Raw genomic sequence first — 25,912 nt, forward strand, 5'->3', positions numbered from 1 at the left:
ACGATCCTGGAGAAGTGCTGCAGGTTTTAGCGCGCATATTGAAAAAATTAATGAGTAAAGATGCTTTACTGCTTAAACGATCTAATAAAGATCCCGAGCGATCCTTGCGCTTTATCCACCAGCCCGTATAATTCTTACCCCCAGCGAGTAACGGTCGCCTTACGGCGTCAACGCTGCCTGTTTTTTACGCGAAACCATGCGGAAAAAAGCGGGAAATAAGGAAAGAGAATTGACTCCGGAGTGTACAATTATTACAATCCGGCCTCTTTAATCACCCACACTGTGGCGTAAGTCGTTCGAAATTCGTTCGGGTATACGCAAAAGTCAGTGAATTTATTCAAGTTTAGGTAGAAATCGCCATGAAACGCACTTTTCAACCGTCTGTACTGAAGCGCAACCGTTCTCACGGCTTCCGTGCTCGTATGGCTAATAAAAATGGTCGTCAGGTTCTGGCACGTCGTCGTGCTAAAGGCCGTTCTCGTCTGACCGTTTCTAAGTAATAAAAGCTAGCCCCTGAGTGGTTAAGCTCGCATTTCCCAGGGAGTTACGTTTGTTAACTCCCACTCATTTCACATTCGTCTTCCAGCAGCCACAACGGGCTGGCACGCCGCAAATCACCATCCTCGGCCGCCTGAATTCGCTGGGGCATCCCCGTATCGGTCTTACAGTCGCCAAGAAAAATGTTAAGCGTGCGCATGAACGCAATCGGATTAAACGTCTGACGCGTGAAAGCTTCCGTTTACGTCAGCACGAGCTTCCAGCAATGGATTTCGTGGTGGTGGCGAAAAAAGGGGTTGCTGACCTCGATAACCGTGCTCTCTCGGAAGCGTTGGAAAAATTATGGCGTCGCCATTGTCGCCTGGCTCGCGGGTCCTGATAGCCCTCATTCGGGTCTATCAACGCCTGATCAGTCCGCTGCTTGGGCCGCATTGCCGTTTCACTCCAACCTGTTCGAGCTACGGAATTGAGGCATTGCGCAGGTTTGGAGTGATAAAAGGCAGTTGGTTGACGGTGAAACGCGTATTAAAATGCCACCCTTTACACCCTGGTGGTGACGATCCCGTCCCGCCCGGACCATTTGATACCAGAGAACACTAACGATGGATTCGCAACGCAATCTTTTAGTCATCGCTTTGCTGTTCGTGTCTTTCATGATCTGGCAAGCCTGGGAGCAGGATAAAAACCCGCAACCTCAGGCCCAACAGACCACGCAGACAACGACCACCGCAGCGGGTAGCGCCGCAGACCAGGGCGTACCGGCCAGTGGCCAGGGGAAACTGATTACGGTTAAAACTGACGTGCTTGATCTGACCATCAACACCCGTGGTGGTGATGTGGAACAGGCTTCACTGCCAGCTTACCCGAAAGAACTCGGTTCTACCGAACCGTTCCAGTTACTGGAAACTACGCCACAGTTCATCTACCAGGCACAAAGTGGCCTGACAGGTCGTGACGGCCCGGATAACCCGGCTAACGGCCCGCGTCCGCTGTACAACGTCGATAAAGACGCGTTTGTACTGGCTGACGGTCAGAACGAACTGCAGATCCCGATGACCTATACTGACGCAGCGGGTAACACATTCACTAAAACGTTTGTTCTTAAGCGTGGTGAATATGCTGTCAACGTTAACTACAGCGTGCAGAACGCCGGCGAAAAACCGCTGGAAATCTCCACCTTTGGTCAGCTGAAGCAATCCATCAATCTGCCATCTCATCGTGACACCGGTAGCAGCAACTTTGCGCTGCACACCTTCCGTGGAGCGGCGTACTCCACGCCGGATGAGAAGTATGAGAAATACAAATTCGACACCATTGCTGAAAACGAAAACCTGAACGTCAATGCTAAAGACGGCTGGGTCGCAATGCTGCAACAGTATTTCGCAACGGCATGGGTTCCGCGTAACGACGGCACCAACAACTTCTATACCGCTAACCTGGGTAACGGCATTGCCGCTATCGGCTATAAATCACAGCCGGTACTGGTACAGCCTGGCCAGACTGGCGCGATGACCAGCACCCTGTGGGTCGGCCCGGAAATTCAGGATAAAATGGCGGCCGTTGCACCGCACCTGGATCTGACCGTGGATTACGGCTGGTTGTGGTTCATTTCTCAGCCGCTGTTTAAACTGCTGAAGTGGATCCATAGCTTCCTGGGTAACTGGGGCTTCTCCATCATCGTTATCACCTTTATCGTTCGTGGCATCATGTACCCGCTGACCAAAGCGCAGTACACATCCATGGCGAAGATGCGTATGCTGCAGCCGAAGATTCAGGCTATGCGTGAACGTCTGGGCGATGACAAACAGCGTCAGAGCCAGGAAATGATGGCCCTGTACAAAGCTGAGAAGGTAAACCCGCTGGGCGGCTGCTTCCCGCTGATCATCCAGATGCCAATCTTCCTGGCGTTGTACTACATGCTGATGGGCTCCATTGAACTGCGTCATGCGCCGTTCGCCCTGTGGATCCATGACCTGTCGGCACAGGACCCGTACTACATCCTGCCGATTCTGATGGGCGTGACGATGTTCTTCATTCAGAAGATGTCTCCGACCACCGTAACCGACCCGATGCAGCAGAAGATCATGACCTTCATGCCGGTCATCTTCACCGTGTTCTTCCTGTGGTTCCCGTCAGGTCTGGTGCTGTACTATATCGTCAGCAACCTGGTAACCATTATTCAGCAGCAGCTGATTTACCGTGGTCTGGAGAAACGTGGCCTGCATAGCCGCGAGAAGAAAAACTCCTGATTCGGTGTAGGCCGGATTAGGCGAAGCCGCCATCCGGCAAACGGAACATAAAGTAAAGGGCGGTCATTAGACCGCCTTTTTTATTGCATTAAGAAGAGACAAACCATGAGCCATAACGACACCATCGTCGCTCAGGCCACCCCACCGGGACGTGGTGGCGTGGGTATCCTGCGTATCTCCGGCCTGAAAGCGCGTGAGGTCGCAGAAACCGTACTTGGGAAACTGCCCAAACCGCGTTATGCCGATTATCTGCCGTTCAAAGACGCGGATGGCAGCGCGCTGGATCAGGGGATTGCCTTGTGGTTCCCCGGCCCAAACTCCTTTACCGGCGAAGACGTTTTAGAGCTTCAGGGCCACGGAGGTCCGGTGATTCTTGACCTGCTGCTCAAACGTATTCTGACCATTCCCGGGCTGCGCATTGCCAGACCGGGTGAATTCTCCGAGCGAGCGTTTCTCAATGATAAGCTCGATTTAGCCCAGGCAGAGGCGATTGCCGACCTGATCGATGCCAGCTCAGAGCAAGCCGCTCGCTCGGCGCTGAACTCGTTGCAGGGCGCATTTTCCGCCCGGGTAAATCATCTTGTGGAAGCGCTCACTCACCTGCGCATCTATGTTGAAGCAGCGATCGACTTCCCGGATGAAGAAATCGACTTCCTGTCTGACGGCAAGATTGAAGCGCAACTCAACAGCGTTATCAGCGATCTTGATGCCGTGCGTGCGGAAGCGCGTCAGGGCAGCCTGCTGCGCGAAGGGATGAAGGTGGTGATTGCCGGGCGTCCAAATGCCGGGAAATCAAGCCTGCTGAACGCGCTGGCTGGCCGTGAGGCGGCCATTGTCACCGATATCGCCGGGACTACCCGCGACGTGCTGCGTGAGCATATTCATATCGACGGCATGCCGCTACACATCATCGACACCGCCGGTTTGCGCGATGCCAGCGACGAAGTTGAACGCATCGGTATCGAACGTGCCTGGCAGGAAATTGAACAGGCCGACCGCGTGCTGTTTATGGTGGATGGCACCACCACCGACGCCGTGGACCCGGCAGATATCTGGCCAGACTTTATTGCCCGTCTGCCAGCCAAACTGCCGATCACCGTGGTGCGTAACAAAGCGGATATTACCGGTGAGACGCTGGGCCTTAGCGAAGTAAATGGCCACTCACTGGTTCGCCTCTCCGCGCGTACCGGTGAAGGCGTTGACGTGCTGCGTAACCATCTCAAACAGAGCATGGGCTTTGAAACCAATATGGAAGGCGGCTTCCTGGCCCGTCGTCGTCACCTGCAGGCGCTGGCAGAAGCGGCGGAGCATCTCGAGCAGGGTAAAGCCCAACTGCTCGGAGCATGGGCCGGAGAATTGCTGGCTGAGGAGCTACGCCTGGCGCAGCAGAACCTCAGTGAGATCACCGGAGAATTTACCTCCGACGATCTGCTGGGACGGATTTTCTCCAGCTTCTGTATTGGTAAGTAACGTTGTGTTGCCCGGTGACGCGATGCTAACCGGGTCTACAGGCCCCGTAGGCCGGGAGAAGGCGTTTACGCCGCCACCCGGCAACAACAATTTCCCATGTGGAAATCACTGTTGTCCAAATGGCAACTCGTGCAGTTGACTCTCTGACCGTATGCTTAGCGCCACATTTCTTATGAGGTCGCTATGACACGCTTTCTAATCTGCAGTTTCGCCCTGGTTCTTCTTTATCCTGCCGGTATTGATATGTATCTGGTGGGGCTGCCCCGTATTGCTGCCGATTTACAGGCCAGCGAGGCACAACTGCATATCGCGTTTTCGGTTTATCTGGCGGGAATGGCGACGGCGATGCTGTTCGCCGGTAAAATTGCCGACCAGTCAGGTCGCAAACCGGTCGCCATAGTCGGCGCACTCATCTTTATTTTCGCCTCTGCACTATGTTCTTTCGCCGAAAGCGGTACGCCATTCCTCATAGGTCGTTTTATTCAGGGCGTAGGTGCGGGCTGTTGCTACGTGGTGGCTTTCGCTATCCTGCGCGACACACTCGACGATCGCCGTCGGGCGAAGGTACTGTCGTTGTTGAACGGTATTACCTGTATCGTGCCGGTGCTGGCTCCGGTGATGGGGCATCTGATTATGCTCAAATTCCCGTGGCAGAGCCTGTTCTACACGATGATGGGTATGGGTGTTGCCGTTTGCCTGCTGTCGGTATTTGTCCTGCGAGAATCGCGCCCAGCAACGCTTATGGCGACGACGGAAAAGAACCACACAACCGAATCACTGGTAAACCGTTTTTTCTTAAGCCGTCTGGCCATTACCACCCTCAGCGTGTCGGTGATCCTGACCTTCGTGAACACATCTCCGGTGCTGCTGATGGAAGTGATGGGCTTCGACCGTGGTGAGTACGCTACCACGATGGCCATGACCGCAGGCATCAGTATGGCGGTCTCTTTCTCTACGCCATTTGCTCTGAGCGTATTTAAGCCTCGCGTTCTGATGCTGACCTCACAGGTGCTGTTTCTGTGTGCCGGCGTGGTGTTAACCCTTGCCACTTCACACGCAGTAACGCTTTTCGGGCTGACGTTAATCTGCGCTGGATTCTCGGTCGGCTTCGGTGTTGCGATGAGCCAGGCGCTTGGGCCGTTCTCGCTGCGCGCGGGCGTCGCCAGCTCGGCATTAGGTATTGCGCAGGTTTGCGGTTCCTCGCTGTGGATTTGGCTGGCGGCGGTTCTTGGCCTTGATGCGCTGAATATGCTGATCGGGATTCTGATTGGCTGTAGCATAGTGAGTATCATGCTGATTATCACTGTTGCACCTAACCGGTCCGCGCCAACTCATGAAGAAATCCCTCAGCAGTCTCGATCTTAATTTATTGCTCTGCCTGCAGCTGTTGATGCAGGAACGCAGCGTCACTAAAACCGCCAAACGGATGAACGTCACGCCGTCGGCGGTCAGTAAGTCGCTGTCGAAGCTGCGGACCTGGTTTGATGATCCCTTGTTTGTGAACACCCCGCTGGGGCTATCGCCGACGCCGCTGATGGTCAGCATGGAGCAGAGCCTTGCTGAATGGATGCAGATGGGCAATCAGTTGCTCGATAAGCCGCACCATGAGTCTCCACGCGGGCTGAAGTTTGATCTGGCGGCCGAGACGCCGTTAGTGATGATCATGTTCAATGCGCTCTCCCAGCAGATTTATCAGCGCTATCCCCAGGCGACAATCAAAATACGTAACTGGGACTATGACTCGCTGGATGCCATTATTCGCGGTGAAGTGGATATTGGCTTTACCGGGCGCGAAAGCCATCCGCGTTCGCGCGAACTGCTGAGTTTGTTGCCATTGTCGATCGACCATGAAGTGCTGTTTTCCGATCTGCCTTGCGTCTGGCTACGTGAAGATCATCCCGCACTGCAGGAAGAGTGGAATCTGGACACCTTTCTGCGCTATCCGCACATCAGCATTAGCTGGGAGCAAAGCGATACATGGGCGCTGGATGAAGTCCTGCAAGAAATGGGACGCGCACGCAATATCGCGTTATGTCTGCCCGGTTTTGAGCAATCGCTGTTTATGGCCGCGCAGCCGGATCACGCGCTGATAGCCACCGCACCGGTCTATTGCCAGCGTTATAACCAACTCCACCAGCTTCCACTCGTTGCACGGCCGATGCCATTTGATACGGCGCAACTGGAAAAAATGCGCGTACCGTTCACTCTTCTTTGGCATAAACGCAACAGCCACAATCCTAAGATCGTCTGGCTAAAAGACACGATCAAGGCGCTTTATCGCGATATCTCCTGACGATCCTTCATTTTGGTGTTGCTAAATCGACCATTCTGGCAACAGAAATGTAAATATCGCGTAATGTCTCCCATTTTCGCTTAGTTTTTGGGCAGCAAAGCCTGCCCGGAGGCCGTGTAAATGTTACTCTGGTAATAATCACGGACCATTAATCACGGAGCGACAAATGGCGACACATTTTGCCAGAGGGATTCTTACGGAGGGACACCTGGTTTCAGCTCGCCTCCCTTCTCCATGTCATATCGAAGCAAGAGATCTACCCGCTCATCGCCGGACACGTTTCCTGGCTTCCCGAAGTCTTCTCGCTGAACTGATGTTTATGCTTTACGGCACCAGCACGCTGCCCGAAATTGTTACTCAGGCCAAAGGTAAGCCCGTTTTTCGCGATAAGAACCTGCCGGGTTTTTCGATTTCCTATGCCGGGAATATCGTCGGCGTTGTGCTAACAACTGAAGGAACGTGCGGCCTGGATATGGAACTTCAGCGGGCCACCCGCGGGTTTCACAATCCAAATTCAGCGGAAACGTGGCGCTTCTCCAGTAACGAAAACCTGTGGATCAATAACCAAAACGATCCCAACGAAGCACGCGCGCAGCTCATTACATTGCGCCAGAGCGTACTCAAACTCACTGGCGATGTGTGCAATGACGATCCGCGTGAGCTCCAGCTTTTACCCGGCGCAGGGCGTCTGAAATGTGCCCATGTGGCGCAGGTTGAAGCCATTTGCGATGCGGAAGATGTACTGGTGTGGTCAGTTGCGGTTACGCCAACCATTGAAAAACTCAAGGTTTGGGAGTTTGATGGTAAACAGGACTGGAAAAGTTTGCCTGATATCCAGACTCGCGCCAATGAGCCAACGGGTCGTCTGATCCGGTTCTCTCAATTATGTGCAGCGAAGAGCCATACGCTTTGATTTAACCTTCATGATGAAACAGGAGCCACCATGTCTGAAACATTGAATGTTGTTACGTTACTGGGAAGTCTGCGCAAAGGTTCGTTTAATGGAATGGTTGCCCGTACGCTGCCCAAGATTGCTCCAGCGGGAATGGAAGTGAACGCGCTGCCGTCGATTGGTGATATCCCTCTGTACGATGCCGACCTCCAGCAGGAAGAAGGTTTTCCGGCCAGCGTAGAAGCGCTGGCTGAGCAAATCAGAAAGGCTGACGGTGTCGTCATCGTCACACCTGAATATAACTATTCTGTCCCGGGCGGACTGAAGAACGCCATCGACTGGCTGTCCCGCCTGCCCGATCAGCCATTATCGGGTAAGCCGGTGCTGATCCAGACCAGTTCTATGGGCGCTATTGGCGGCGCGCGCTGCCAGTATCATCTGCGTCAGATCCTGGTATTCCTCGACGCCATGGTAATGAACAAGCCGGAATTTATGGGCGGCGTCATTCAGAACAAAGTAGACCCGCAGACAGGTGAAGTGATCGACCAAAGCACGCTGGACCATCTGACCGGTCAATTGACCGCATTTGGCGACTACATTCAGCGCGTGAAAGCATAAAAGAAAAAGCCCGGCGATATGCCGGGCTTGTTTACATATGGGCAAATAAACAGCGATTAGTGCGCGTCGATAAACACAATCTTCAGCACAAACAGCAGCGCGACAATGATGACGCACGGGCTGAGATCGCGGAAACGTCCGGTACCAATCTTCATCACGCAATAAGAAATAAAGCCCAGTGCAATACCTTCGGTAATTGAGAAGCTAAAGGGCATCATCACGGCAGTAATAAACGCCGGAACCGCTTCTGTCAGGTCATCCCACTTCACGCGCGACAGGCTTGATGTCATCAGGACGCCAACGTAAATCAGCGCACCAGCGGCTGCATAACCCGGTACCATCCCCGCCAGCGGCGACAGGAAGATAACCAGCAGGAACAGCAGACCAACGACCACAGCGGTCAGACCGGTACGTCCACCGACCGAAACCCCGGAAGAAGATTCGATATACGCAGTAACGGAAGAAGTCCCGATAAACGCCCCGGTAACCGACGACACGCTATCCACATACAGCGCTTGCTTCATGCGCGGGAACTTGCCCTTCGCATCCGCCAGACCGGCTTTATCCGTAACGCCAATCAGCGTACCGGAGGAGTCGAACAGGTTAACCAGCATGAACGAGAAAATCACACCCGCCAGGCCAATGTTAAACGAACCGGCCAGGTCGACATGTCCGATAACAGACATCACGCTCGGTGGCGCAGAAACGATACCGTTGTAATGGACATCGCCCAGCATCCAGCCCAGTAGCGTGGTTACAATGATAGAAATCAGCACCGCCGCGTGAATGTTACGTGACGCCAGAATCGCGATGATAAAGAAGCCCAGGATACCGAGCAGTACACTGTGGGACGTCAGGTTACCGATAGACACCAGCGTGTCTTTGTTGGCGACGATAACACCGGCGTTTTTCAGCCCCATCATGCCGATGAACAGACCAATACCGCTGGTGATCCCCACACGCAGGCTAACCGGGATATTGGCAATCATCCAGTAACGAACGCGGAAAATCGTCAGCAGCAGCAGACCAACAGCGCCCCAGAAGATAGCGCCCATACCAATCTGCCATGACAGCCCCATCGCGCCAACGACCACGAAAGCGAAGAATGCGTTCAGGCCCATAGCAGGCGCAAGTGCGACCGGCAGGTTGGCAAACAGGCCCATCAGGATGCTACCAAATGCAGCAATAAGGCAGGTGGTAACAAAGACAGCGCTGGTATCCATGCCAGCCACGCCAAGAATTTGCGGGTTAACAAAAACGATATACACCATCGTCAGGAAGGTCGTTAAACCGGCGATCACTTCGGTCCGTGCCGTCGTGCCATGTTCGCGCAGTTTGAACACGCGTTCCAGCATCCCCTGGCCAGAAGCCTGGGTAGTGTGTTGTTGACTCATTATCAATTTCCGAACAAGGAGGGAAAATTCGTCGCTATCCTATACCAAAATGCGACAATAGGGTTGGGTTATGAGCAACTTTTTTCATTGATTTTGCTTATACGGCAACGATTGCGTCGCCCAATAATGCATTACGAAAACGTTAAACTTGTTAAAACGGAAATGACATGTCCCAGATAGAAGCCGTATTTTTTGACTGTGACGGTACCCTTGTCGACAGTGAAGTGATTTGTTCTCGCGCGTATGTCAGCATGTTCCAGGCGTTTGGCATTACGCTCGATCTTGAAGAAATTTTCAAACGCTTCAAGGGGGTAAAGCTGTACGAGATCATCGACATTATCAACGAAGAGCACGGTGTCGAACTGGCAAAAGCCGATTTAGAACCGGTTTACCGCGCTGAGGTCGCACGTCTGTTCGATACGGAACTGGAGGTGATTGCCGGTGCCAATGCGCTACTGGACAGCATGGCCGTACCAATGTGTGTGGTCTCTAACGGTCCAGTCAGCAAAATGCAGCATTCGCTGGGTAAGCTGGGCATGTTGCACCATTTCCCTGATTTACTGTTCAGCGGCTACGATATTCAGCGTTGGAAGCCCGATCCGGCCCTGATGTTCCATGCGGCGAAAGCGATGGACGTTAACGTTGAGAACTGCATTCTGGTTGATGATTCCAGCGCAGGTGCGCAGGCGGGGATTGCCGCCGGGATGGAAGTGTTCTACTTCTGTGCCGATCCGCATAACAAACCGATCGATCATCCAAAAGTGACGACGTTTACCGATCTGGCACAGTTGCCGGAATTGTGGAAGGCGCGGGGTTGGAATATCGTCGAATAAACAGTAGGCCCGATAAGCAAAGCGCCATCAGGCGAATGGCGCAGAATGCCGGATGCGGCGTAACACCTTATCCGGCCTACAATAGCGACGCCGGGGGAACCCGGCGAACGCAACAAGCTGCTTATTCCTTCGGATCTTTGCCCGCCAGCAGCTTATCCAGCTCATCGCCGCCCACGTGACGGAAGTCTTGTCCCTTCACGAAGTAGAAGATGTATTCGCAGATATTCTGGCAGCGGTCACCGATACGTTCGATGGAACGTGCGCAGAACAGCGCGGTCAGCACGCTTGGAATGGTACGTGGGTCTTCCATCATATAAGTCATCAGCTGACGCACGATGCCTTCATATTCCTGGTCAACTTTCTTATCTTCGCGATAAATACGCACTGCTTCGTCCAGATCCATACGTGCAAACGCATCCAGAACGTCATGCAGCATTTGTACGGTATGGCGGCCCAGTGATTCCAGGCTTACCAGCAGCGGCTGGTGCTGTTGCGAGAACTTCTCCAGCGCGGTACGGCAAATTTTGTCCGCCACGTCGCCAATACGTTCCAGCTCAGCGATGGTTTTGATAATCGCCATCACCAGACGCAGGTCGCTCGCTGTCGGTTGACGCTTGGCGATGATACGCACGCAGGCTTCGTCGATCGCCACTTCCATCATGTTGACGTTCTTATCGCCTTCAATGACGCGCTTCGCCAGCTCGCTGTCCTGGTTGTGCATCGCCGTGATTGCATCAGAAAGCTGCTGCTCGACCATGCCGCCCATGGTCATCACCTGGGTACGGATGCTTTCCAGCTCTGCATTGAACTGGCCGGAAATATGTTTATTAAGGTTAAGGTTATCCACAACAAGCTCCTGAATCAGCCGTAACGACCGGTGATGTAATCTTCAGTTTGTTTCTTCGCGGGCTTGGTGAACAGATCGTCCGTGTTGCTGAACTCAATCAACTCGCCCAGGTACATAAATGCCGTGTGATCGGAACAACGCGCAGCCTGCTGCATGTTGTGGGTAACGATAACAACGGTGTAATCCTCTTTCAGCTCAGTGATCAGCTCTTCGATACGCCCGGTAGAAATAGGGTCGAGCGCTGAACATGGCTCATCGAGCAGAAGCACTTCCGGGCGAATGGCGATACCACGCGCAATACACAGACGCTGCTGCTGACCACCCGAGAGAGAGTACCCGCTCTGGTGTAATTTATCTTTGGTTTCGTTCCACAATGCGGCCTTGGTCAATGCCCACTGCACACGCTCGTCCATATCCGCACGCGAGAGTTTCTCAAACAGACGCACGCCAAAAGCGATGTTGTCGTAGATGGACATCGGGAACGGCGTTGGCTTCTGGAATACCATGCCCACTTTGGCACGCAGCAGAGCGATATCCTGGGTATTGGTGAGAATATTGTCGCCATCCAGCAGGATTTCACCTTCCGCACGCTGCTCCGGGTACAGTTCAAACATTTTGTTGAACGTACGCAGCAGCGTCGATTTACCACAGCCTGACGGCCCGATAAACGCCGTTACCTGGTTTTTAGCAATATCCAGGTTGATGTTCTTCAGGGCATGGAATTTGCCATAGTAGAAGTTCAAATCACGAACCTGAATCTTACCCGGGGCAGTATCAACCATACTCATTTCAATCTCTTCCTCATTCGGCGCCGCATCAGCCACGCCGTAAAAATTAACCGTGTTTCTTCTTCGCGAAAATGACGCGCGCCAGAATGTTCAGCAGCAGTACGCACAGGGTAATAATCAGTACCCCGGCCCAGGCCAGTTGCTGCCACTCAGCAAACGGGCTCATCGCAAACTTAAAGATAGTGACCGGCAGGTTGGCGATAGGCTGCATCATGTCGGTGCTCCAGAACTGGTTGGAGAGCGACGTAAACAGCAACGGAGCCGTTTCACCTGCGATACGAGCAATCGCTAACAGAACGCCTGTAATGATCCCCGAGACAGACGCCTTCAGGGTGATCGCAGAAATCATTTTCCACTTCGGCGTACCCAGTGCATAGGCGGCTTCACGCAGGCTATCCGGCACCAGCTTGAGCATGTTCTCCGTGGTACGGATAACAATGGGCACCTGCAGCAGCGCCAGCGCGATAACGCCTGCCCAGCCAGAGAAGTGTTCCATTTTTGCTACCACGATGGTGTAAACGAACAGACCGACCACGATTGATGGTGCAGACAGCAGAATGTCGTTGATAAAGCGGATAACCTCAGCCAGCCAGGACTTACGTCCGTACTCTGCCAGGTAGATACCCGCCATAATGCCAAGCGGTGTACCAAACACGGTCGCCCACAGAATTAACAGTCCGCTACCGGCCAGGGCGTTCGCCAGACCACCACCCGCTGTATTCGGCGGAGGCGTCATTTCGGTGAACAGCGCCAGCGACATACCGTCAATACCACGGGTGATCGTGGACATCAGGATCCAAATGAGCCAGAACAGACCGAACGCCATGGTCGCCATAGAGAGCGTCAGCGCGATGCGGTTCTTCAGACGGCGACGTGCCTGCATTTTACGGCGGGACTCCGCCAGCGCAGTGGTGTTTTGCATTTCAAGCGTAGCCATTAGCGTGCCCCCTCGTTCTTCGCAAGGCGCATGATCATGAACTTAGACGCCGCCAGTACGATGAAGGTGATCACAAACAGAATCAGACCCAGTTCCATCAACGCAGCAACGTGCAGGCCAGATTCCGCTTCGGCAAATTCATTCGCCAGCGCAGAGGTAATACTGTTGCCCGGCATGTACAGCGAGGCGCTATCGAGCTGGTAGGTGTTACCAATGATAAAGGTCACCGCCATGGTTTCACCCAGCGCGCGGCCCAGACCCAGCATCACACCGCCGATCACACCATTTTTGGTGAACGGCAGGACGATACGCCAGATAACTTCCCAGGTGGTACAGCCGATGCCGTAGGCTGACTCTTTCATAAGCACCGGCGTTTGTTCGAACACATCACGCATAACCGCAGCAATGTACGGAATGATCATAATCGCGAGGATCACACCAGCCGCCAGAATACCGATACCAAACGCCGGGCCGGCAAACAATGCGCCAACAAACGGAATGTTGGAAAGGATGTTCCCGACCGGCTCCTGGAAGTAAGTCGCAAACAGCGGGGCAAAGATAAACAGGCCCCACATGCCGTATACGATACTCGGAATTGCTGCCAGCAGTTCAATAGCGATACCCAACGGGCGACGCAGCCAGCCAGGTGCAAGTTCAGTCAGGAACAGCGCAATGCCGAAACTCACCGGAACGGCAATCAGCAATGCAATAAACGAGGTGACCAGCGTACCGTAAATAGGTACCAGCGCGCCGTAGATATCGTTCGGCGCATCCCAGTCTTTGGTCCACAAAAAGGAGAAACCAAATTTCTGAATGCTTGGCCAGGAGGAGATAACCAGAGAGACAATAATGCCACCCAACATCAATAGCACAATCAGCGCAGCCAGTTTTACCAGCACGCTGAATATCATGTCACCCTTTTTACCCGGTGGGTTAAAAGCAGGCTTGGTTGCAGCCATAAATCACTCTTTAAGTTAAACGCGTTTACGAAATTGCCCTGCCGGATGGCGCTACGCTTATCCGGCCTACAAATTGGGCCTACAGTCGGAACTGTAGGGCGGATAAGCGTAGCGCCATCCGCCAACTCGTTAAAGATATTCTATTAGTACAGCGCTTTACCGCTGCTGTCTTTCACGTTGGTCTTCCATGCAGCACGAATCTGCTCAACCACGCTGTCCGGCAGGCTGGCGTAATCCAGGTCATTAGCCTGTTTGCCACCATTTTTGTATGCCCAGTCGAAGAATTTCAGCACTTCAACGCCCTGCTCAGGCTTCTTCTGCTCTTTATGGACCAGGATGAAGGTGGTGGAAGTGATTGGCCACGCATCGTCACCTTTCTGGTTAGTCAGATCCTGAGCGAAGGTTTTGCTCCAGTCAGCGCCTTTAGCGGCGTTGGCAAAGTTTTCTTCGGTCGGGCTTACCGGTTTGCCATCAGCAGAGACCAGCTTGGTGTACGCCAGGTTGTTCTGCTTAGCGTAAGCGTACTCAACGTAACCGATAGAACCCGGCAGACGCTGTACGAACGCGGCGATACCGTCGTTACCTTTACCGCCCAGACCGGTCGGCCAGTTAACGGTAGAGCCGGAACCAATTTTAGATTTCCACTCTTCGTTCACTTTCGCCAGGTAGCTAGTGAAGACAAAGGAAGTACCAGAACCATCAGCGCGACGCACAACGGCGATATTTTGCGAAGGCAGCTTCAGACCTGGGTTCAGTTTGGTGATGGCTTCGTCATCCCACTTCTTAATTTTACCGAGGTAGATGTCGCCCAGCGTTTTACCGTCAAGCACCAGCTCGCCGGATTTCAGTCCTGGGATATTCACCGCCAGCACCACACCGCCGATAACGGTCGGGAACTGGAACAGGCCTTCTTGTGCCAGTTTCTCGTCAGATAGCGGTGCATCAGAAGCGCCGAAATCAACGGTATTGGCCGTAATTTGTTTTACACCACCGGAGGAGCCGATACCCTGGTAGTTTACTTTGCTACCGGTCTCTTTCTGATAGGTATCTGCCCATTTGGCATACACTGGCGCAGGGAAGGTTGCACCTGCACCTGTCAGGCTCGCTGCTGCAAACGCAGAGAACGCGCTCATGGATAAGGTCGCGGCGACAACAGTTGCGACAGTGGTACGCATAACTTTCATAATGTCTCCTGCACGGTTTTCGTAAATTGTTGTTTGAGTTGCTACTGTGAGCAAAATAGGACAAACAGGTGACAGTTAAATGTACGAAATATGACAGTTTTATGACAATGAAAAATACGGAAAGCTATTTATCTAAAAATACATTTAAAACAAAACGTTAATCATTACCATGACAATAACATTTCGCTAAAATTTTCTTTTTATGACACTGCAAACAGTAGCTGAAGATGACGGTTTGTCACATAAAACAGGCGGGATAATTGATTAAAAACAGAACAAGTTTAAAAAAATGCCCCGCTTATAGCAGGGCATTTTCAGTTCAGTTAGGTACGGATTACTCTACGGTAACCGACTTAGCCAGGTTACGCGGCTGATCCACGTCGGTGCCTTTAATCAGCGCCACATGATACGCCAGCAGCTGCAGCGGAACGGTGTAGAAGATCGGTGCAATCACCTCTTCCACATGCGGCATCTCAATGATGTGCATGTTTTCGCTGCTGGTAAAGCCAGCATCCTGGTCAGCAAAGACGTACAGCTGACCGCCACGGGCGCGAACTTCTTCAATGTTGGACTTCAGTTTTTCCAGCAGTTCGTTGTTCGGCGCGACTACGATAACCGGCATATCGGCATCAATCAGCGCCAGCGGACCGTGTTTCAGTTCGCCTGCGGCATAAGCTTCAGCGTGAATATAAGAGATCTCTTTCAGCTTCAGCGCGCCTTCCAGCGCAATCGGGTACTGATCGCCACGGCCCAGGAACAGCGCATGGTGTTTATCAGAGAAACCTTCAGCCAGAGCGGCAATGCGTTTGTCCTGAGACAGCATCTGCTCAATACGGCTCGGCAGCGCCTGCAGACCGTGAACGATTTCCTGCTCAATAGCCACATCCAGGCCTTTCAGACGAGACAGTTTCGCCACCAGCATCAGCAGAACGGTCAGCTGAGTGGTAAATGCTTTTGTGGAGGCCACGCCGATTTCGGTACCAGCATTGGTCATCATCGCCAGGTCGGATTCGCGCACCAGAGAAGAGCCCGGTACGTTACAAATAGCCAACGAGCCCAGATAGCCCAACTCTTTGGATAAGCGCAGACCCGCCAGGGTATCTGCCGTTTCACCTGACTGGGAAAGGGTGATCATCAGGCTGTTACGACGCACGGCGGATTTGCGATAGCGGAATTCGGAAGCAATTTCGACATCACAAGGAATGCCAGCCAGCGATTCAAACCAGTAGCGGGACACCATACCGGAGTTGTACGACGTACCACAGGCGATAATCTGGATATGCTCAACCTGAGACAGCAGCTCGTTGGCATGCGAACCCAGCTCGCTTAAATCCACTTCACCGTGGCTGATACGGCCGGTCAGCGTGTTTTTAATTGCGTTCGGCTGTTCGTAGATCTCTTTCTGCATGTAGTGGCGATAAATACCTTTTTCGCCCGCATCGTATTGCAGATTAGATTCGATATCCTGACGTTTCACTTCCGCGCCAGACTTGTCGAAAATAGAGACCGAACGACGGGTCACTTCCGCGATATCGCCCTCTTCCAGGAAGATGAAGCGACGGGTTACCGGCAGCAGTGCCAGCTGATCGGAAGCGATAAAGTTCTCACCCATACCCAGACCAATCACCAGCGGGCTGCCAGAACGGGCCGCCAGCAGGGTTTCCGGGTTACGGGTATCCATGATCACCGTGCCGTAGGCACCGCGCAGCTGCGGAATAGTACGCAGCACGGCTTCACGCAGCGTACCACCCTGTTCCAGCTCCCAGTGCACCAGGTGAGCAATCACTTCGGTGTCGGTTTCAGAAACAAAGGTGTAGCCACGCGTTTTCAACAGCTCACGCAGTGGTTCATGGTTTTCAATGATGCCGTTATGCACCACAACAATGTGTTCAGAAACATGGGGATGCGCGTTCGCTTCTGAAGGTTCACCGTGTGTCGCCCAGCGGGTGTGAGCAATACCAGTACCACCATGCAGCGGATGTTCTTCCGCAGCAGCAGTCAGCATCTGCACTTTACCCAGACGACGCAAACGGGTCATGTTGCCTTCAGCATCGACAACGGCCAGACCAGCAGAGTCATAACCACGATATTCCAGACGACGTAAACCTTCGAGAAGGATTTCAGCTACATCACGCTGCGCGATAGCGCCAACAATTCCACACATATTTTTTGATTCCGAATTTAGGCATTGTGCCTGTCGTTGTCGGTCAACCTGATACCCGTATTCCGGGCGCCCCGAGCCTTGTAGAGAGTGGGGTTATTTTTATAGGTACTGCTTGTTGAGCGGAGGATTATATTATCCCCTCATCTCTTGTCTGCCTGGTGGCGCTCACGCTTATCAGGCCTACAGAACGTCACCGCACGTAGGCCGGATAAGGCAAAGCCGCCATCCGGCAAAAATAAATTACTTCTTCTTCACCGGACGCTGCCAGCCCTGTTTATGAACCTGAGGTACACGGCTTAATACCAGTTCATTATCGGCGACATTACGCGTTACGGTGGTTCCGGCGGCAATCGTCGCACCTTTACCCACGGTGACAGGCGCCACCAGCTGAGTATCAGAACCCACAAACACATCATCACCAATAATGGTTTTAAACTTATTGGCACCATCGTAGTTGCAGGTGATCGTACCCGCGCCGATATTCACGTTATCGCCAATTTCCGCATCGCCCAGATAGGTCAAATGACCAGCTTTAGAGCCTTTACCCAGACGCGCTTTTTTCATTTCGACGAAGTTACCCACGTGTGCGCCTTCCTGCAGCTCAGCACCCGGGCGCAGACGCGCGAATGGACCGATGGTGCAAGCGGCTTCCAGATGGGCATCTTCCACCACACTGTACGGGCTAAGCTCACAACCCTCACCAATCACGCTGTTTTTGATGATGCAGCCAGCGCCAATCTTGACGCGATCCCCAACGGTTACGTTACCTTCAATGATAACGTTAGTATCAATTTCAACATCGCGCCCGTGAATCAGCGTACCGCGAAGATCAAAACGTGCAGGATCGCGCAGCATCACGCCCGCCAGCAGCAGTTTTTCTGCCTGCTCGGACTGATACACACGTTCCAGACGGGATAACTGAAGGCGGTTATTTACCCCTTCCGTTTCACTGATTCGTGCCGGATGTACCGCAGCAATTTCACGTCCTTCCTGATACGCCATCGCGATGATATCGGTGATGTAGTATTCACCCTGCACGTTGTTGTTGGTCAGTTTAGACAGCCAACGCTTCATGTCAGCGCCGTTGGCAATCAGAATGCCTGTGTTGATTTCCTGGATTTGACGCTGCTCGTCAGTTGCATCTTTGTGCTCGACGATCCCTGTGACGTTACCGTTTTCGCGCGTAATACGCCCATAGCCGGAAGGGTCGTCCAGTTTTACCGTTAACAAACCGATACCACCCTGCGGTTTGGCTTCACGCAGGCGACGTAAGGTATCGGTAGAGATCAGCGGCACATCGCCATAGAGCATTAAAATGTCTTCGTCATCACTAAAGAATGGCGCCGCCTGCTGCATTGCATGGCCGGTACCCAACTGCTCAGCCTGCAGAACCCAATTCAGATTGCCATCTTTCAGCGTTTGCTTAAGCAGATCGCCACCGTGTCCGTAGACAAGGTGTACATGAGTCGCACCTAATTCATTAGCTGCATCAATGACATGCTGAACCATCGGCTTTCCTGCGAGGGTGTGCAGCACTTTAGGAAGATCGGAATACATACGCGTGCCTTTGCCTGCGGCAAGGATCACAACGCTCATAGCATTATTCAACATACACGTCCTGACTGTAATTTGAGAACGAATTTATACCGTTTCACATTGAAAATACTACATTTTTTTCAGCGTGAAATGGACCGAGGATAAAACGTTCAACAGGGGGGATTCCCCATCTGATAACTCACTATTTTCGTCTATATCTGCGTCTTTTGTCTCCCAAAAACCAGGAGTCTGCTCTTATTAAAGCCTTAGGTTAATGTTTTTGCTATTTTTTTACCGCATGAATAAAGCATTACATCAGCATAGAACGATTTTATTTATGTGATTCAGTGAGAAGCAGAAAAATGGATTGGGAAAATTGAGGGGAGGAATGATAGAAAACGAATGATACAGCGAAGGAGGGGGGATTTAATAACGATGGCGCTAGCTGATAACCGTATTAAGCATCGCGCCACAGAACAGGTAGGGAACGACTAAACGTCCATGCTGCTGAAAAGGGCGATGATTTTGTTAAACAATTTCATGTTGGTATCCTGTTTTTATCTGAATTAATTTTGTGACGCACATCACATAAAAAGAGTCTACGCCTCATTTTTTAACCGATCAACATTTTTTGTGATGTAAATCACAAAATAATAAAACAGCTTTTTAGTTCCACTTTTACTGAAACAAATCCATAAAAAAAGCCAGCCTGGAAACCAGACTGGCCTTTGTGCTTTTCAAGCCGGTGTTACATCGCTTTTTTGGTCAACTCGATAACGCGCAGTTTCGCGATCGCTTTGGCCAGTTCCGCAGATGCCTGAGCGTAATCCACGTCACCATGAGAGCTCTTAATGTGCTCTTCAGCCTTACGCTTCGCTTCCAGGGCTCTCGCTTCATCGAGATCCTGTCCGCGAATCGCGGTATCAGCCAGTACGGTCACACTGCCAGGCTGCACTTCGAGAATGCCGCCGGACAGATAGATAAACTCTTCATGACCGAACTGTTTAACGATGCGGATCATACCAGGCTTAATGGCGGTGAGCAGCGGTGCGTGACCCGGGAAAATACCCAGTTCACCTTCACTACCCGTTACCTGGATTTTCTCGACCAGACCAGAGAACATTTGTTGCTCTGCGCTGACGACGTCCAGGTGGTAAGTCATTGCCATATCACCCTCCGATTAAGGCGTTAAAGTTTTTTGGCTTTTTCCACGGCTTCGTCGATAGAACCAACCATGTAGAACGCCTGCTCTGGCAGGTGGTCGTATTCGCCTTCCATGATGCCTTTAAAGCCACGGATGGTGTCTTTCAGGGAAACGTATTTGCCCGGAGAACCGGTGAATACTTCCGCAACGAAGAACGGCTGGGACAGGAAGCGCTGGATCTTACGCGCACGTGCTACCACCAGTTTATCTTCTTCAGACAGTTCATCCATACCCAGGATGGCGATGATGTCTTTCAGTTCCTGATAACGCTGCAGCAGGGACTGTACGCCACGCGCGGTGTCGTAGTGTTCCTGACCAACAACCAGCGGATCCAACTGACGGCTGGTGGAGTCCAGCGGGTCAACTGCCGGGTAGATACCCAGAGAAGCGATCTGACGGCTCAGTACCACGGTTGCATCCAAGTGAGCAAAGGTGGTTGCTGGGGACGGGTCAGTCAAGTCATCCGCAGGTACGTATACCGCCTGAACGGAGGTGATAGAACCGGTTTTGGTAGAGGTGATACGTTCCTGAAGAACACCCATCTCTTCCGCCAGGGTCGGCTGGTAGCCTACCGCTGATGGCATACGACCCAGCAGTGCAGATACTTCTGTACCGGCCAGGGTGTAACGGTAGATGTTATCAACGAACAGCAGAACGTCACGACCTTCGTCACGGAACTTCTCAGCCATGGTCAGACCGGTCAGTGCAACGCGCAGACGGTTGCCCGGCGGCTCGTTCATCTGGCCATATACCAGGGATACTTTGTCCAGTACGTTGGAGTCGGTCATTTCGTGGTAGAAGTCGTTACCCTCACGAGTACGTTCACCTACGCCCGCAAACACGGAGTAACCGGAGTGTTCGATCGCGATGTTACGGATCAGCTCCATCATGTTTACGGTTTTACCTACACCCGCACCACCGAACAGACCGACTTTACCGCCCTTAGCGAACGGACACATCAGGTCGATAACTTTGATGCCGGTTTCCAGCAGTTCCTGAGAGCTGGACAGCTCTTCGTAGGAAGGTGCTGCGCGGTGGATAGCCCAACGCTCTTCTTCACCGATATCGCCTTTCATGTCGATCGGGTGACCCAGGACGTTCATGATACGACCCAGGGTTGCTTTACCTACCGGGACTTCGATCGGGTGTTCGAGGTCTTTAACTTCCAGACCACGACGCAGACCGTCGGAAGAACCCATGGCGATGGTACGTACGATACCGCCGCCGAGCTGCTGCTGAACTTCCAGCACCAGGCTCTCTTTACCATTCATAACCTCAAGAGCATCGTACACGCGCGGTACGGCATCCTGAGGGAATTCGACGTCAACCACGGCGCCGATTACCTGGACAATTTTTCCAGTAGCCATCTTGAATCCTCTACGAATTAACCTGGTTATACCGCGGATGCACCACCGACGATTTCGGTGAGTTCCTGAGTAATGCTGGCCTGACGAGCTTTGTTGTATACCAACTGCAGCTCTTTAATCAGGCTGCCGCCATTGTCGGTCGCGGCTTTCATCGCCACCATACGTGCGGCCTGCTCGCTGGCCAGGTTTTCTACCACGCCCTGATAAACCTGAGACTCGACATAACGACGCAGCAGGGTATCCAGCAGCGCTTTCGGGTCTGGTTCATACAGGTAATCCCAGGATTTACGCTTCAATTCATCATCATCTGATGCCGGCAGAGGCAGCAGTTGGGTGATGGTTGGCGTCTGAGACATGGTGTTAATAAATTTGTTGCTGACAACGTACAGTCTGTCCAGACGACCTTCATCGTAGGCTTGCAGCATCACTTTAACCGGACCGATCAGTTCGGACAGGGAAGGGTTATCCCCCATACCGGTTACCTGAGCGATCACGTTTCCGCCAACGGAGTTAAAGAAAGACACGCCCTTAGAGCCGATCATTGCGATATCGCACTGAACGCCTTTATCGGACCATGTTTTCATATCCGCCAGCAGCTTTTTGAACAGGTTAATGTTCAAGCCACCGCACAGACCACGGTCGGTCGACACCACCAGGTAGCCCACGCGTTTAACGTCGCGTTCTTCCAGGTAAGGGTGCTTATATTCCAGATTACCATTCGCAAGGTGACCAATCACTTTGCGCATGGTCTCTGCATAAGGACGGCTGGCCGCCATGCGATCCTGCGATTTACGCATTTTGGAAGCGGCGACCATCTCCATCGCTTTAGTGATCTTCTGCGTGTTCTGGACGCTTGCGATCTTACTACGTATCTCTTTTGCGCCGGCCATGAGCTTCTCCTCAATGCCTTGCGGTCCGCCCTAAAGCAGACCGCCAGACGTTACCAGGACTGGGTTGCCTTGAAGGAATCGAGGATAGCTTTCAGCTTGCCTTCGATTTCATCGTTATAGCCACCGGACTGGTTGATCTCTTGCATCAGCGGAGCGTGGTCACGGTCAACGTAAGCCAGCAGAGCGGCTTCGAAGCTACCGATTTTCGCCAGTTCCACATCTTCGAGGTAACCGCGTTCAGCCGCAAACAGCACCACACCCTGCTGTGCAACAGACATTGGCGCATACTGTTTCTGCTTCAGCAGTTCAGTTACTTTCTGACCATGGCTCAGCTGCTTACGAGTAGCTTCATCCAGGTCGGAAGCGAACTGAGAAAACGCAGCCAGTTCACGATACTGTGCCAGAGCGGTACGAATACCACCGGACAGTTTCTTGATGATCTTGGTCTGCGCTGCACCACCAACACGAGATACGGAGATACCCGGGTTAACTGCCGGACGAATACCGGAGTTAAACAGGTTGGTTTCCAGGAAGATCTGACCATCGGTAATGGAAATTACGTTGGTCGGAACGAACGCAGAAACGTCACCCGCCTGGGTTTCGATAATCGGCAGAGCGGTCAGGGAGCCGGTTTTACCTTTAACTTCACCATTGGTGAACTTCTCAACGTATTCCGCGTTTACGCGGGATGCGCGTTCCAGCAGACGGGAGTGGAGGTAAAATACGTCGCCCGGGAATGCTTCACGTCCTGGCGGACGACGCAGCAGCAGGGAAACCTGACGGTACGCAACGGCCTGTTTAGACAGGTCATCGTAAACGATCAGTGCATCTTCACCGCGGTCACGGAAGTATTCGCCCATTGCGCAACCGGCATATGGTGCCAGGTATTGCAGTGCAGCAGATTCAGACGCGGTCGCCACAACAACGATGGTGTTGGACAGTGCGCCGTGTTCTTCCAGTTTACGAACCACGTTGGAAATGGTGGACGCTTTCTGGCCGATAGCCACGTACACACATTTGATGCCGGAATCACGCTGGTTGATGATGGCATCGATTGCCATCGCAGTTTTACCTGTCTGACGGTCACCGATGATCAGCTCACGCTGGCCACGACCGATTGGGATCATGGCATCAACAGATTTATAACCGGTCTGGACTGGCTGGTCGACGGACTGACGTTCGATTACGCCTGGTGCGATAACTTCGATTGGCGAGAAGCCATCGTTATCAACCGGACCTTTACCGTCAATCGGGGAACCCAGAGTGTTCACCACACGACCCAGCAGGCCACGGCCAACCGGAACTTCCAGAATACGACCCGTACACTTAACCTTCATGCCTTCGGCGAGGTCAGCGTATGGACCCATCACTACTGCACCTACGGAGTCGCGCTCCAGGTTCAGTGCGATAGCGTAACGGTTACCCGGCAGGGAAATCATCTCACCCTGCATACAATCGGCCAGGCCGTGAATGCGGATAACACCGTCACTTACAGAAACAATAGTACCTTCGTTATGAGCTTCGCTCACAACACTGAACTGAGCAATGCGCTGCTTGATCAGTTCGCTGATTTCGGTGGAATTCAGTTGCATGCTCCAGTCCCCTTAAGACTGCAAGACGTCTGCAAGGCGCTCAAGACGGCCGCGTACGCTGCCATCAATGACCATATCACCCGCTCGGATGATTACGCCTGCCATTACAGACTTATCGATTTTGCAATTCAGCTTAACTTTGCGTGACAGACGTTTTTCCATCGCAGCACTAATCTTCGTAAGCTGTTCATCACTCAGTGCATTGGCAGAAGTGACTTCTACCTCAGAGATAGCCTCACTGGCTGCACGCAGGTGAATAAACTGCTCAAGAACATCCGGGAGCGCATTCAGACGGTTATTTTCAGCCATAACCCTAATCAGGTTTTGGCCGCTTTCGTCCAGCTGCTCACCGCACACGGCGATAAACGACTCAGCGAGCGTTTCCGGCGCCAGCGCGCCAGAGAGAAGCTCTGCCATTTGTTCGTTTTTTGTCACCTCAGCGGCGAACGTCAACATATCCTGCCAACGGTCAATGCTTTGGTGCTCAACGGCAAAGTCAAAAGCTGCTTTGGCGTAGGGGCGAGCTACCGTAATAAATTCAGACATCAGCCCCTCCCTCCTTACAGTTCAGCGACAAGTTTGTCCACGATGTCGCTATTAGCAGCTTCATCCACGGAACGTTCGATGATCTTCTCGGCGCCAGCAACAGCCAGGATAGCAACTTGCTTACGCAGCTCTTCACGAGCACGTTTACGCTCGGCGTCAATTTCCGCCTGCGCCTGTGCCACGATTTTAGTACGTTCCTGCTCTGCTTCAGTTTTAGCTTCGTCCAGGATCTGAGCACGGCGTTTGTTCGCCTGCTCAATGATTACCTGAGCTTCCGCCTTCGCTTTTTTCAGCTGGTCGGTCGCGCTGGCCTTTGCAAGGTCAAGATCCTTATGTGCTCGTTCTGCAGAAGCAAGGCCGTCAGCAATTTCTTTTTGACGTTTTTCGATGGCAGCCATTAAAGGCGGCCATACGTACTTCATGCAGAACAGAACGAACAGGACAAACGCGATGGCCTGGCCGAGGATTGTTGCGTTAAGATTCACAGCACAATGCCTCTATCTAGTTAACGTTCTGATATTGCTCTTAATTCAAGCAACGCTTACTACGCGACAGCAAACATCACGTACAGACCCAGACCTACAGCGATCATTGGGATTGCATCCACCAGACCCATAACGATAAAGAACTGAGTACGCAGCAGAGGAATCAGATCCGGTTGACGCGCTGCGCCTTCCAGGAATTTACCCCCGAGGATGCCGATACCGATCGCAGCACCGATTGCCGCCAGACCCATCATCACAGCGGCAGCAATGTACAGCAGATCCATATTCAGGTTTTCCATGACAGTCTCCAGTTTGTTTCAGTTAAAACGTAGTAGTGTTGGTAAATTAATGCTCTTCAGATGCCATCGACAGATAGACAATCGTCAGAACCATAAATATGAAGGCTTGCAGCGTGATAATCAGTATGTGGAAAATGGCCCAAGGCACATTCAGGATCCACTGTGACCACCACGGCAACAGACCAGCAATCAGAATGAAAATCAGCTCACCGGCATACATGTTGCCGAACAGTCGCAGACCAAGAGAGATTGGTTTGGACAGCAGGCTTACCCCTTCAAGGATTAAGTTGACAGGGATGAACGCCCAGTGATTGAACGGCTGCAGCGTCAACTCTTTCGCGAAGCCACCGATGCCTTTCATTTTGATGCTGTAGAACAGAATGAGGATAAATACGCCCAGCGCCATCGACAGGGTGATGTTCACGTCAGCAGACGGAACCACACGCAGAGCCGGTAGGCCAAAGATATGCTCACCGATGTACGGCAGCAGGTCGATAGGCAGCAAATCCATCAAGTTCATCAGGAATACCCAGACGAAAATCGTCAAGGCCAGCGGAGCAATCAGCTTGCTTTTGCCATGGTACATGTCTTTCACGCTACCATGCACAAAGCCGATTACCAGCTCAATCGCGGTCTGAAATTTACCTGGTACGCCGCTGGTCGCCTTTTTGGCTACGCTACGGAACATAAGCAGGAACAACAGACCCAGAACCACCGAGAAGAAAATGGAGTCAATATTGAGCGTCCAGAAGGTGGCTGGGGGGTTGTGCGGATCCACCAGCGAGAATGTACGTAGGTCCAACTGAAGGTTATTCAGATGGTGTCCTATGTAATCCTGCGGCGTCATATTTTCTGAAGCCATGATGC

The 25,912-nt window shown here is 52.5% G+C and carries 27 protein-coding genes; 11 read left to right on the plus strand and 16 right to left on the minus strand.

Translation table 11 applies throughout. The features are described 5' to 3' along the window. Window positions 1–50 precede the first annotated feature (50 nt). The 10 genes from OGY71_RS23325 to OGY71_RS16525 all read left to right on the plus strand — a co-directional run bounded on the left by OGY71_RS23325 (window position 51) and on the right by OGY71_RS16525 (window position 8,020). Window positions 51–131: a hypothetical protein gene (locus tag OGY71_RS23325; protein ID WP_418222139.1), complete on the plus strand. Its 81-nt coding sequence runs from the start codon at window positions 51–53 to the stop codon at window positions 129–131. Between the two features lie 228 nt (window positions 132–359). Then, window positions 360–500 carry a 50S ribosomal protein L34 gene (gene rpmH / locus OGY71_RS16485; protein WP_003023858.1) on the plus strand — a complete coding sequence of 47 codons (141 nt, stop codon included), beginning with the start codon at window positions 360–362 and terminating at the stop codon, window positions 498–500. 17 nt (window positions 501–517) lie between these two features. Next, a complete protein-coding gene (gene rnpA / locus OGY71_RS16490; RefSeq protein WP_003844432.1) occupies window positions 518–877 on the plus strand; it encodes a ribonuclease P protein component in 360 nt (119 codons plus the stop codon). Then, window positions 841–1,098 carry a membrane protein insertion efficiency factor YidD gene (gene yidD, locus OGY71_RS16495; RefSeq protein ID WP_003023846.1) on the plus strand — a complete coding sequence of 86 codons (258 nt, stop codon included), beginning with the start codon at window positions 841–843 and terminating at the stop codon, window positions 1,096–1,098. The genes rnpA and yidD overlap by 37 nt, the downstream gene beginning before the upstream one ends. Before the next feature lie 2 nt (window positions 1,099–1,100). Further along, complete coding sequence (gene yidC, locus OGY71_RS16500) at window positions 1,101–2,747, plus strand: membrane protein insertase YidC (RefSeq protein WP_003827058.1); 1,647 nt, start codon at window positions 1,101–1,103, stop codon at window positions 2,745–2,747. A 105-nt stretch (window positions 2,748–2,852) separates the two neighbouring features. After that, on the plus strand, window positions 2,853–4,217 hold the full coding sequence (gene mnmE / locus OGY71_RS16505; RefSeq protein ID WP_032945460.1) for a tRNA uridine-5-carboxymethylaminomethyl(34) synthesis GTPase MnmE: 1,365 nt from the start codon (window positions 2,853–2,855) through the stop codon (window positions 4,215–4,217). 183 nt (window positions 4,218–4,400) lie between these two features. Beyond that, on the plus strand, window positions 4,401–5,582 hold the full coding sequence (locus OGY71_RS16510) for an MFS transporter (protein WP_003827053.1): 1,182 nt from the start codon (window positions 4,401–4,403) through the stop codon (window positions 5,580–5,582). Beyond that, on the plus strand, window positions 5,551–6,510 hold the full coding sequence (gene yidZ, locus OGY71_RS16515) for an HTH-type transcriptional regulator YidZ (RefSeq protein ID WP_003827051.1): 960 nt from the start codon (window positions 5,551–5,553) through the stop codon (window positions 6,508–6,510). Before OGY71_RS16510 ends, yidZ begins: the two co-directional genes overlap by 32 nt. Before the next feature lie 166 nt (window positions 6,511–6,676). After that, on the plus strand, window positions 6,677–7,423 hold the full coding sequence (locus OGY71_RS16520) for a 4'-phosphopantetheinyl transferase family protein (protein WP_003827048.1): 747 nt from the start codon (window positions 6,677–6,679) through the stop codon (window positions 7,421–7,423). 30 nt (window positions 7,424–7,453) lie between these two features. Next, window positions 7,454–8,020: an NADPH-dependent FMN reductase gene (locus tag OGY71_RS16525; RefSeq protein ID WP_003827046.1), complete on the plus strand. Its 567-nt coding sequence runs from the start codon at window positions 7,454–7,456 to the stop codon at window positions 8,018–8,020. 56 nt (window positions 8,021–8,076) lie between these two features. On the opposite strand, the gene adeP is transcribed toward OGY71_RS16525, so the two are convergent. Then, the gene (adeP, locus tag OGY71_RS16530; protein WP_003827042.1) at window positions 8,077–9,414 is read right to left on the minus strand and encodes an adenine permease AdeP; all 1,338 of its coding nucleotides are present in this window, start codon (window positions 9,412–9,414) and stop codon (window positions 8,077–8,079) included. A 167-nt stretch (window positions 9,415–9,581) separates the two neighbouring features. Between adeP and yieH the strand changes: the two genes are divergently transcribed. Continuing rightward, window positions 9,582–10,247, plus strand: coding sequence for a 6-phosphogluconate phosphatase (gene yieH / locus OGY71_RS16535; RefSeq protein WP_003827040.1), 666 nt, complete (start codon window positions 9,582–9,584; stop codon window positions 10,245–10,247). Between the two features lie 121 nt (window positions 10,248–10,368). Here yieH and phoU read toward each other — a convergent pair whose 3' ends face one another. The 15 genes from phoU to atpB form a co-directional block, all read right to left on the minus strand. Next, window positions 10,369–11,094, minus strand: coding sequence for a phosphate signaling complex protein PhoU (phoU, locus tag OGY71_RS16540; RefSeq protein WP_003023824.1), 726 nt, complete (start codon window positions 11,092–11,094; stop codon window positions 10,369–10,371). A gap of 14 nt (window positions 11,095–11,108) precedes the next feature. After that, window positions 11,109–11,882: a phosphate ABC transporter ATP-binding protein PstB gene (gene pstB / locus OGY71_RS16545; RefSeq protein ID WP_003023821.1), complete on the minus strand. Its 774-nt coding sequence runs from the start codon at window positions 11,880–11,882 to the stop codon at window positions 11,109–11,111. Between the two features lie 46 nt (window positions 11,883–11,928). Further along, entirely contained in the window at window positions 11,929–12,819 is an 891-nt protein-coding gene (gene pstA, locus OGY71_RS16550) for a phosphate ABC transporter permease PstA (protein ID WP_003827037.1), read from the minus strand. Next, the gene (gene pstC, locus OGY71_RS16555; protein WP_003827035.1) at window positions 12,819–13,778 is read right to left on the minus strand and encodes a phosphate ABC transporter permease PstC; all 960 of its coding nucleotides are present in this window, start codon (window positions 13,776–13,778) and stop codon (window positions 12,819–12,821) included. The genes pstA and pstC overlap by 1 nt, the downstream gene beginning before the upstream one ends. A 143-nt stretch (window positions 13,779–13,921) precedes the next feature. Then, the gene (pstS, locus tag OGY71_RS16560; RefSeq protein WP_003827033.1) at window positions 13,922–14,962 is read right to left on the minus strand and encodes a phosphate ABC transporter substrate-binding protein PstS; all 1,041 of its coding nucleotides are present in this window, start codon (window positions 14,960–14,962) and stop codon (window positions 13,922–13,924) included. A gap of 334 nt (window positions 14,963–15,296) precedes the next feature. Beyond that, complete coding sequence (gene glmS / locus OGY71_RS16565; protein ID WP_003827031.1) at window positions 15,297–17,126, minus strand: glutamine--fructose-6-phosphate transaminase (isomerizing); 1,830 nt, start codon at window positions 17,124–17,126, stop codon at window positions 15,297–15,299. Window positions 17,127–17,366: 240 nt separating this feature from the next. Continuing rightward, on the minus strand, window positions 17,367–18,737 hold the full coding sequence (glmU, locus tag OGY71_RS16570; protein ID WP_003827028.1) for a bifunctional UDP-N-acetylglucosamine diphosphorylase/glucosamine-1-phosphate N-acetyltransferase GlmU: 1,371 nt from the start codon (window positions 18,735–18,737) through the stop codon (window positions 17,367–17,369). Window positions 18,738–19,410: 673 nt separating this feature from the next. Beyond that, the gene (locus tag OGY71_RS16575; protein WP_003023809.1) at window positions 19,411–19,830 is read right to left on the minus strand and encodes a F0F1 ATP synthase subunit epsilon; all 420 of its coding nucleotides are present in this window, start codon (window positions 19,828–19,830) and stop codon (window positions 19,411–19,413) included. 20 nt (window positions 19,831–19,850) lie between these two features. Next, on the minus strand, window positions 19,851–21,233 hold the full coding sequence (atpD, locus tag OGY71_RS16580) for a F0F1 ATP synthase subunit beta (RefSeq protein ID WP_003023806.1): 1,383 nt from the start codon (window positions 21,231–21,233) through the stop codon (window positions 19,851–19,853). A 26-nt stretch (window positions 21,234–21,259) separates the two neighbouring features. Next, the gene (gene atpG, locus OGY71_RS16585; RefSeq protein ID WP_003023804.1) at window positions 21,260–22,123 is read right to left on the minus strand and encodes a F0F1 ATP synthase subunit gamma; all 864 of its coding nucleotides are present in this window, start codon (window positions 22,121–22,123) and stop codon (window positions 21,260–21,262) included. 50 nt (window positions 22,124–22,173) lie between these two features. After that, window positions 22,174–23,715, minus strand: coding sequence for a F0F1 ATP synthase subunit alpha (gene atpA, locus OGY71_RS16590; protein ID WP_003827026.1), 1,542 nt, complete (start codon window positions 23,713–23,715; stop codon window positions 22,174–22,176). A 12-nt stretch (window positions 23,716–23,727) separates the two neighbouring features. Next, entirely contained in the window at window positions 23,728–24,261 is a 534-nt protein-coding gene (gene atpH, locus OGY71_RS16595; protein ID WP_003827024.1) for a F0F1 ATP synthase subunit delta, read from the minus strand. 14 nt (window positions 24,262–24,275) lie between these two features. Beyond that, entirely contained in the window at window positions 24,276–24,746 is a 471-nt protein-coding gene (gene atpF / locus OGY71_RS16600; RefSeq protein ID WP_003827022.1) for a F0F1 ATP synthase subunit B, read from the minus strand. Window positions 24,747–24,805: 59 nt separating this feature from the next. Next, window positions 24,806–25,045 (minus strand): F0F1 ATP synthase subunit C, encoded by a 240-nt coding sequence (gene atpE, locus OGY71_RS16605; RefSeq protein ID WP_003023794.1) that lies wholly within the window; start codon window positions 25,043–25,045, stop codon window positions 24,806–24,808. Between the two features lie 46 nt (window positions 25,046–25,091). Further along, window positions 25,092–25,907 (minus strand): F0F1 ATP synthase subunit A, encoded by an 816-nt coding sequence (gene atpB, locus OGY71_RS16610; protein WP_003023792.1) that lies wholly within the window; start codon window positions 25,905–25,907, stop codon window positions 25,092–25,094. Window positions 25,908–25,912 lie beyond the last annotated feature (5 nt).

This window comes from Citrobacter sp. Cpo109 (genome assembly GCF_030332565.1).
GTDB lineage: Bacteria > Pseudomonadota > Gammaproteobacteria > Enterobacterales > Enterobacteriaceae > Citrobacter > Citrobacter portucalensis.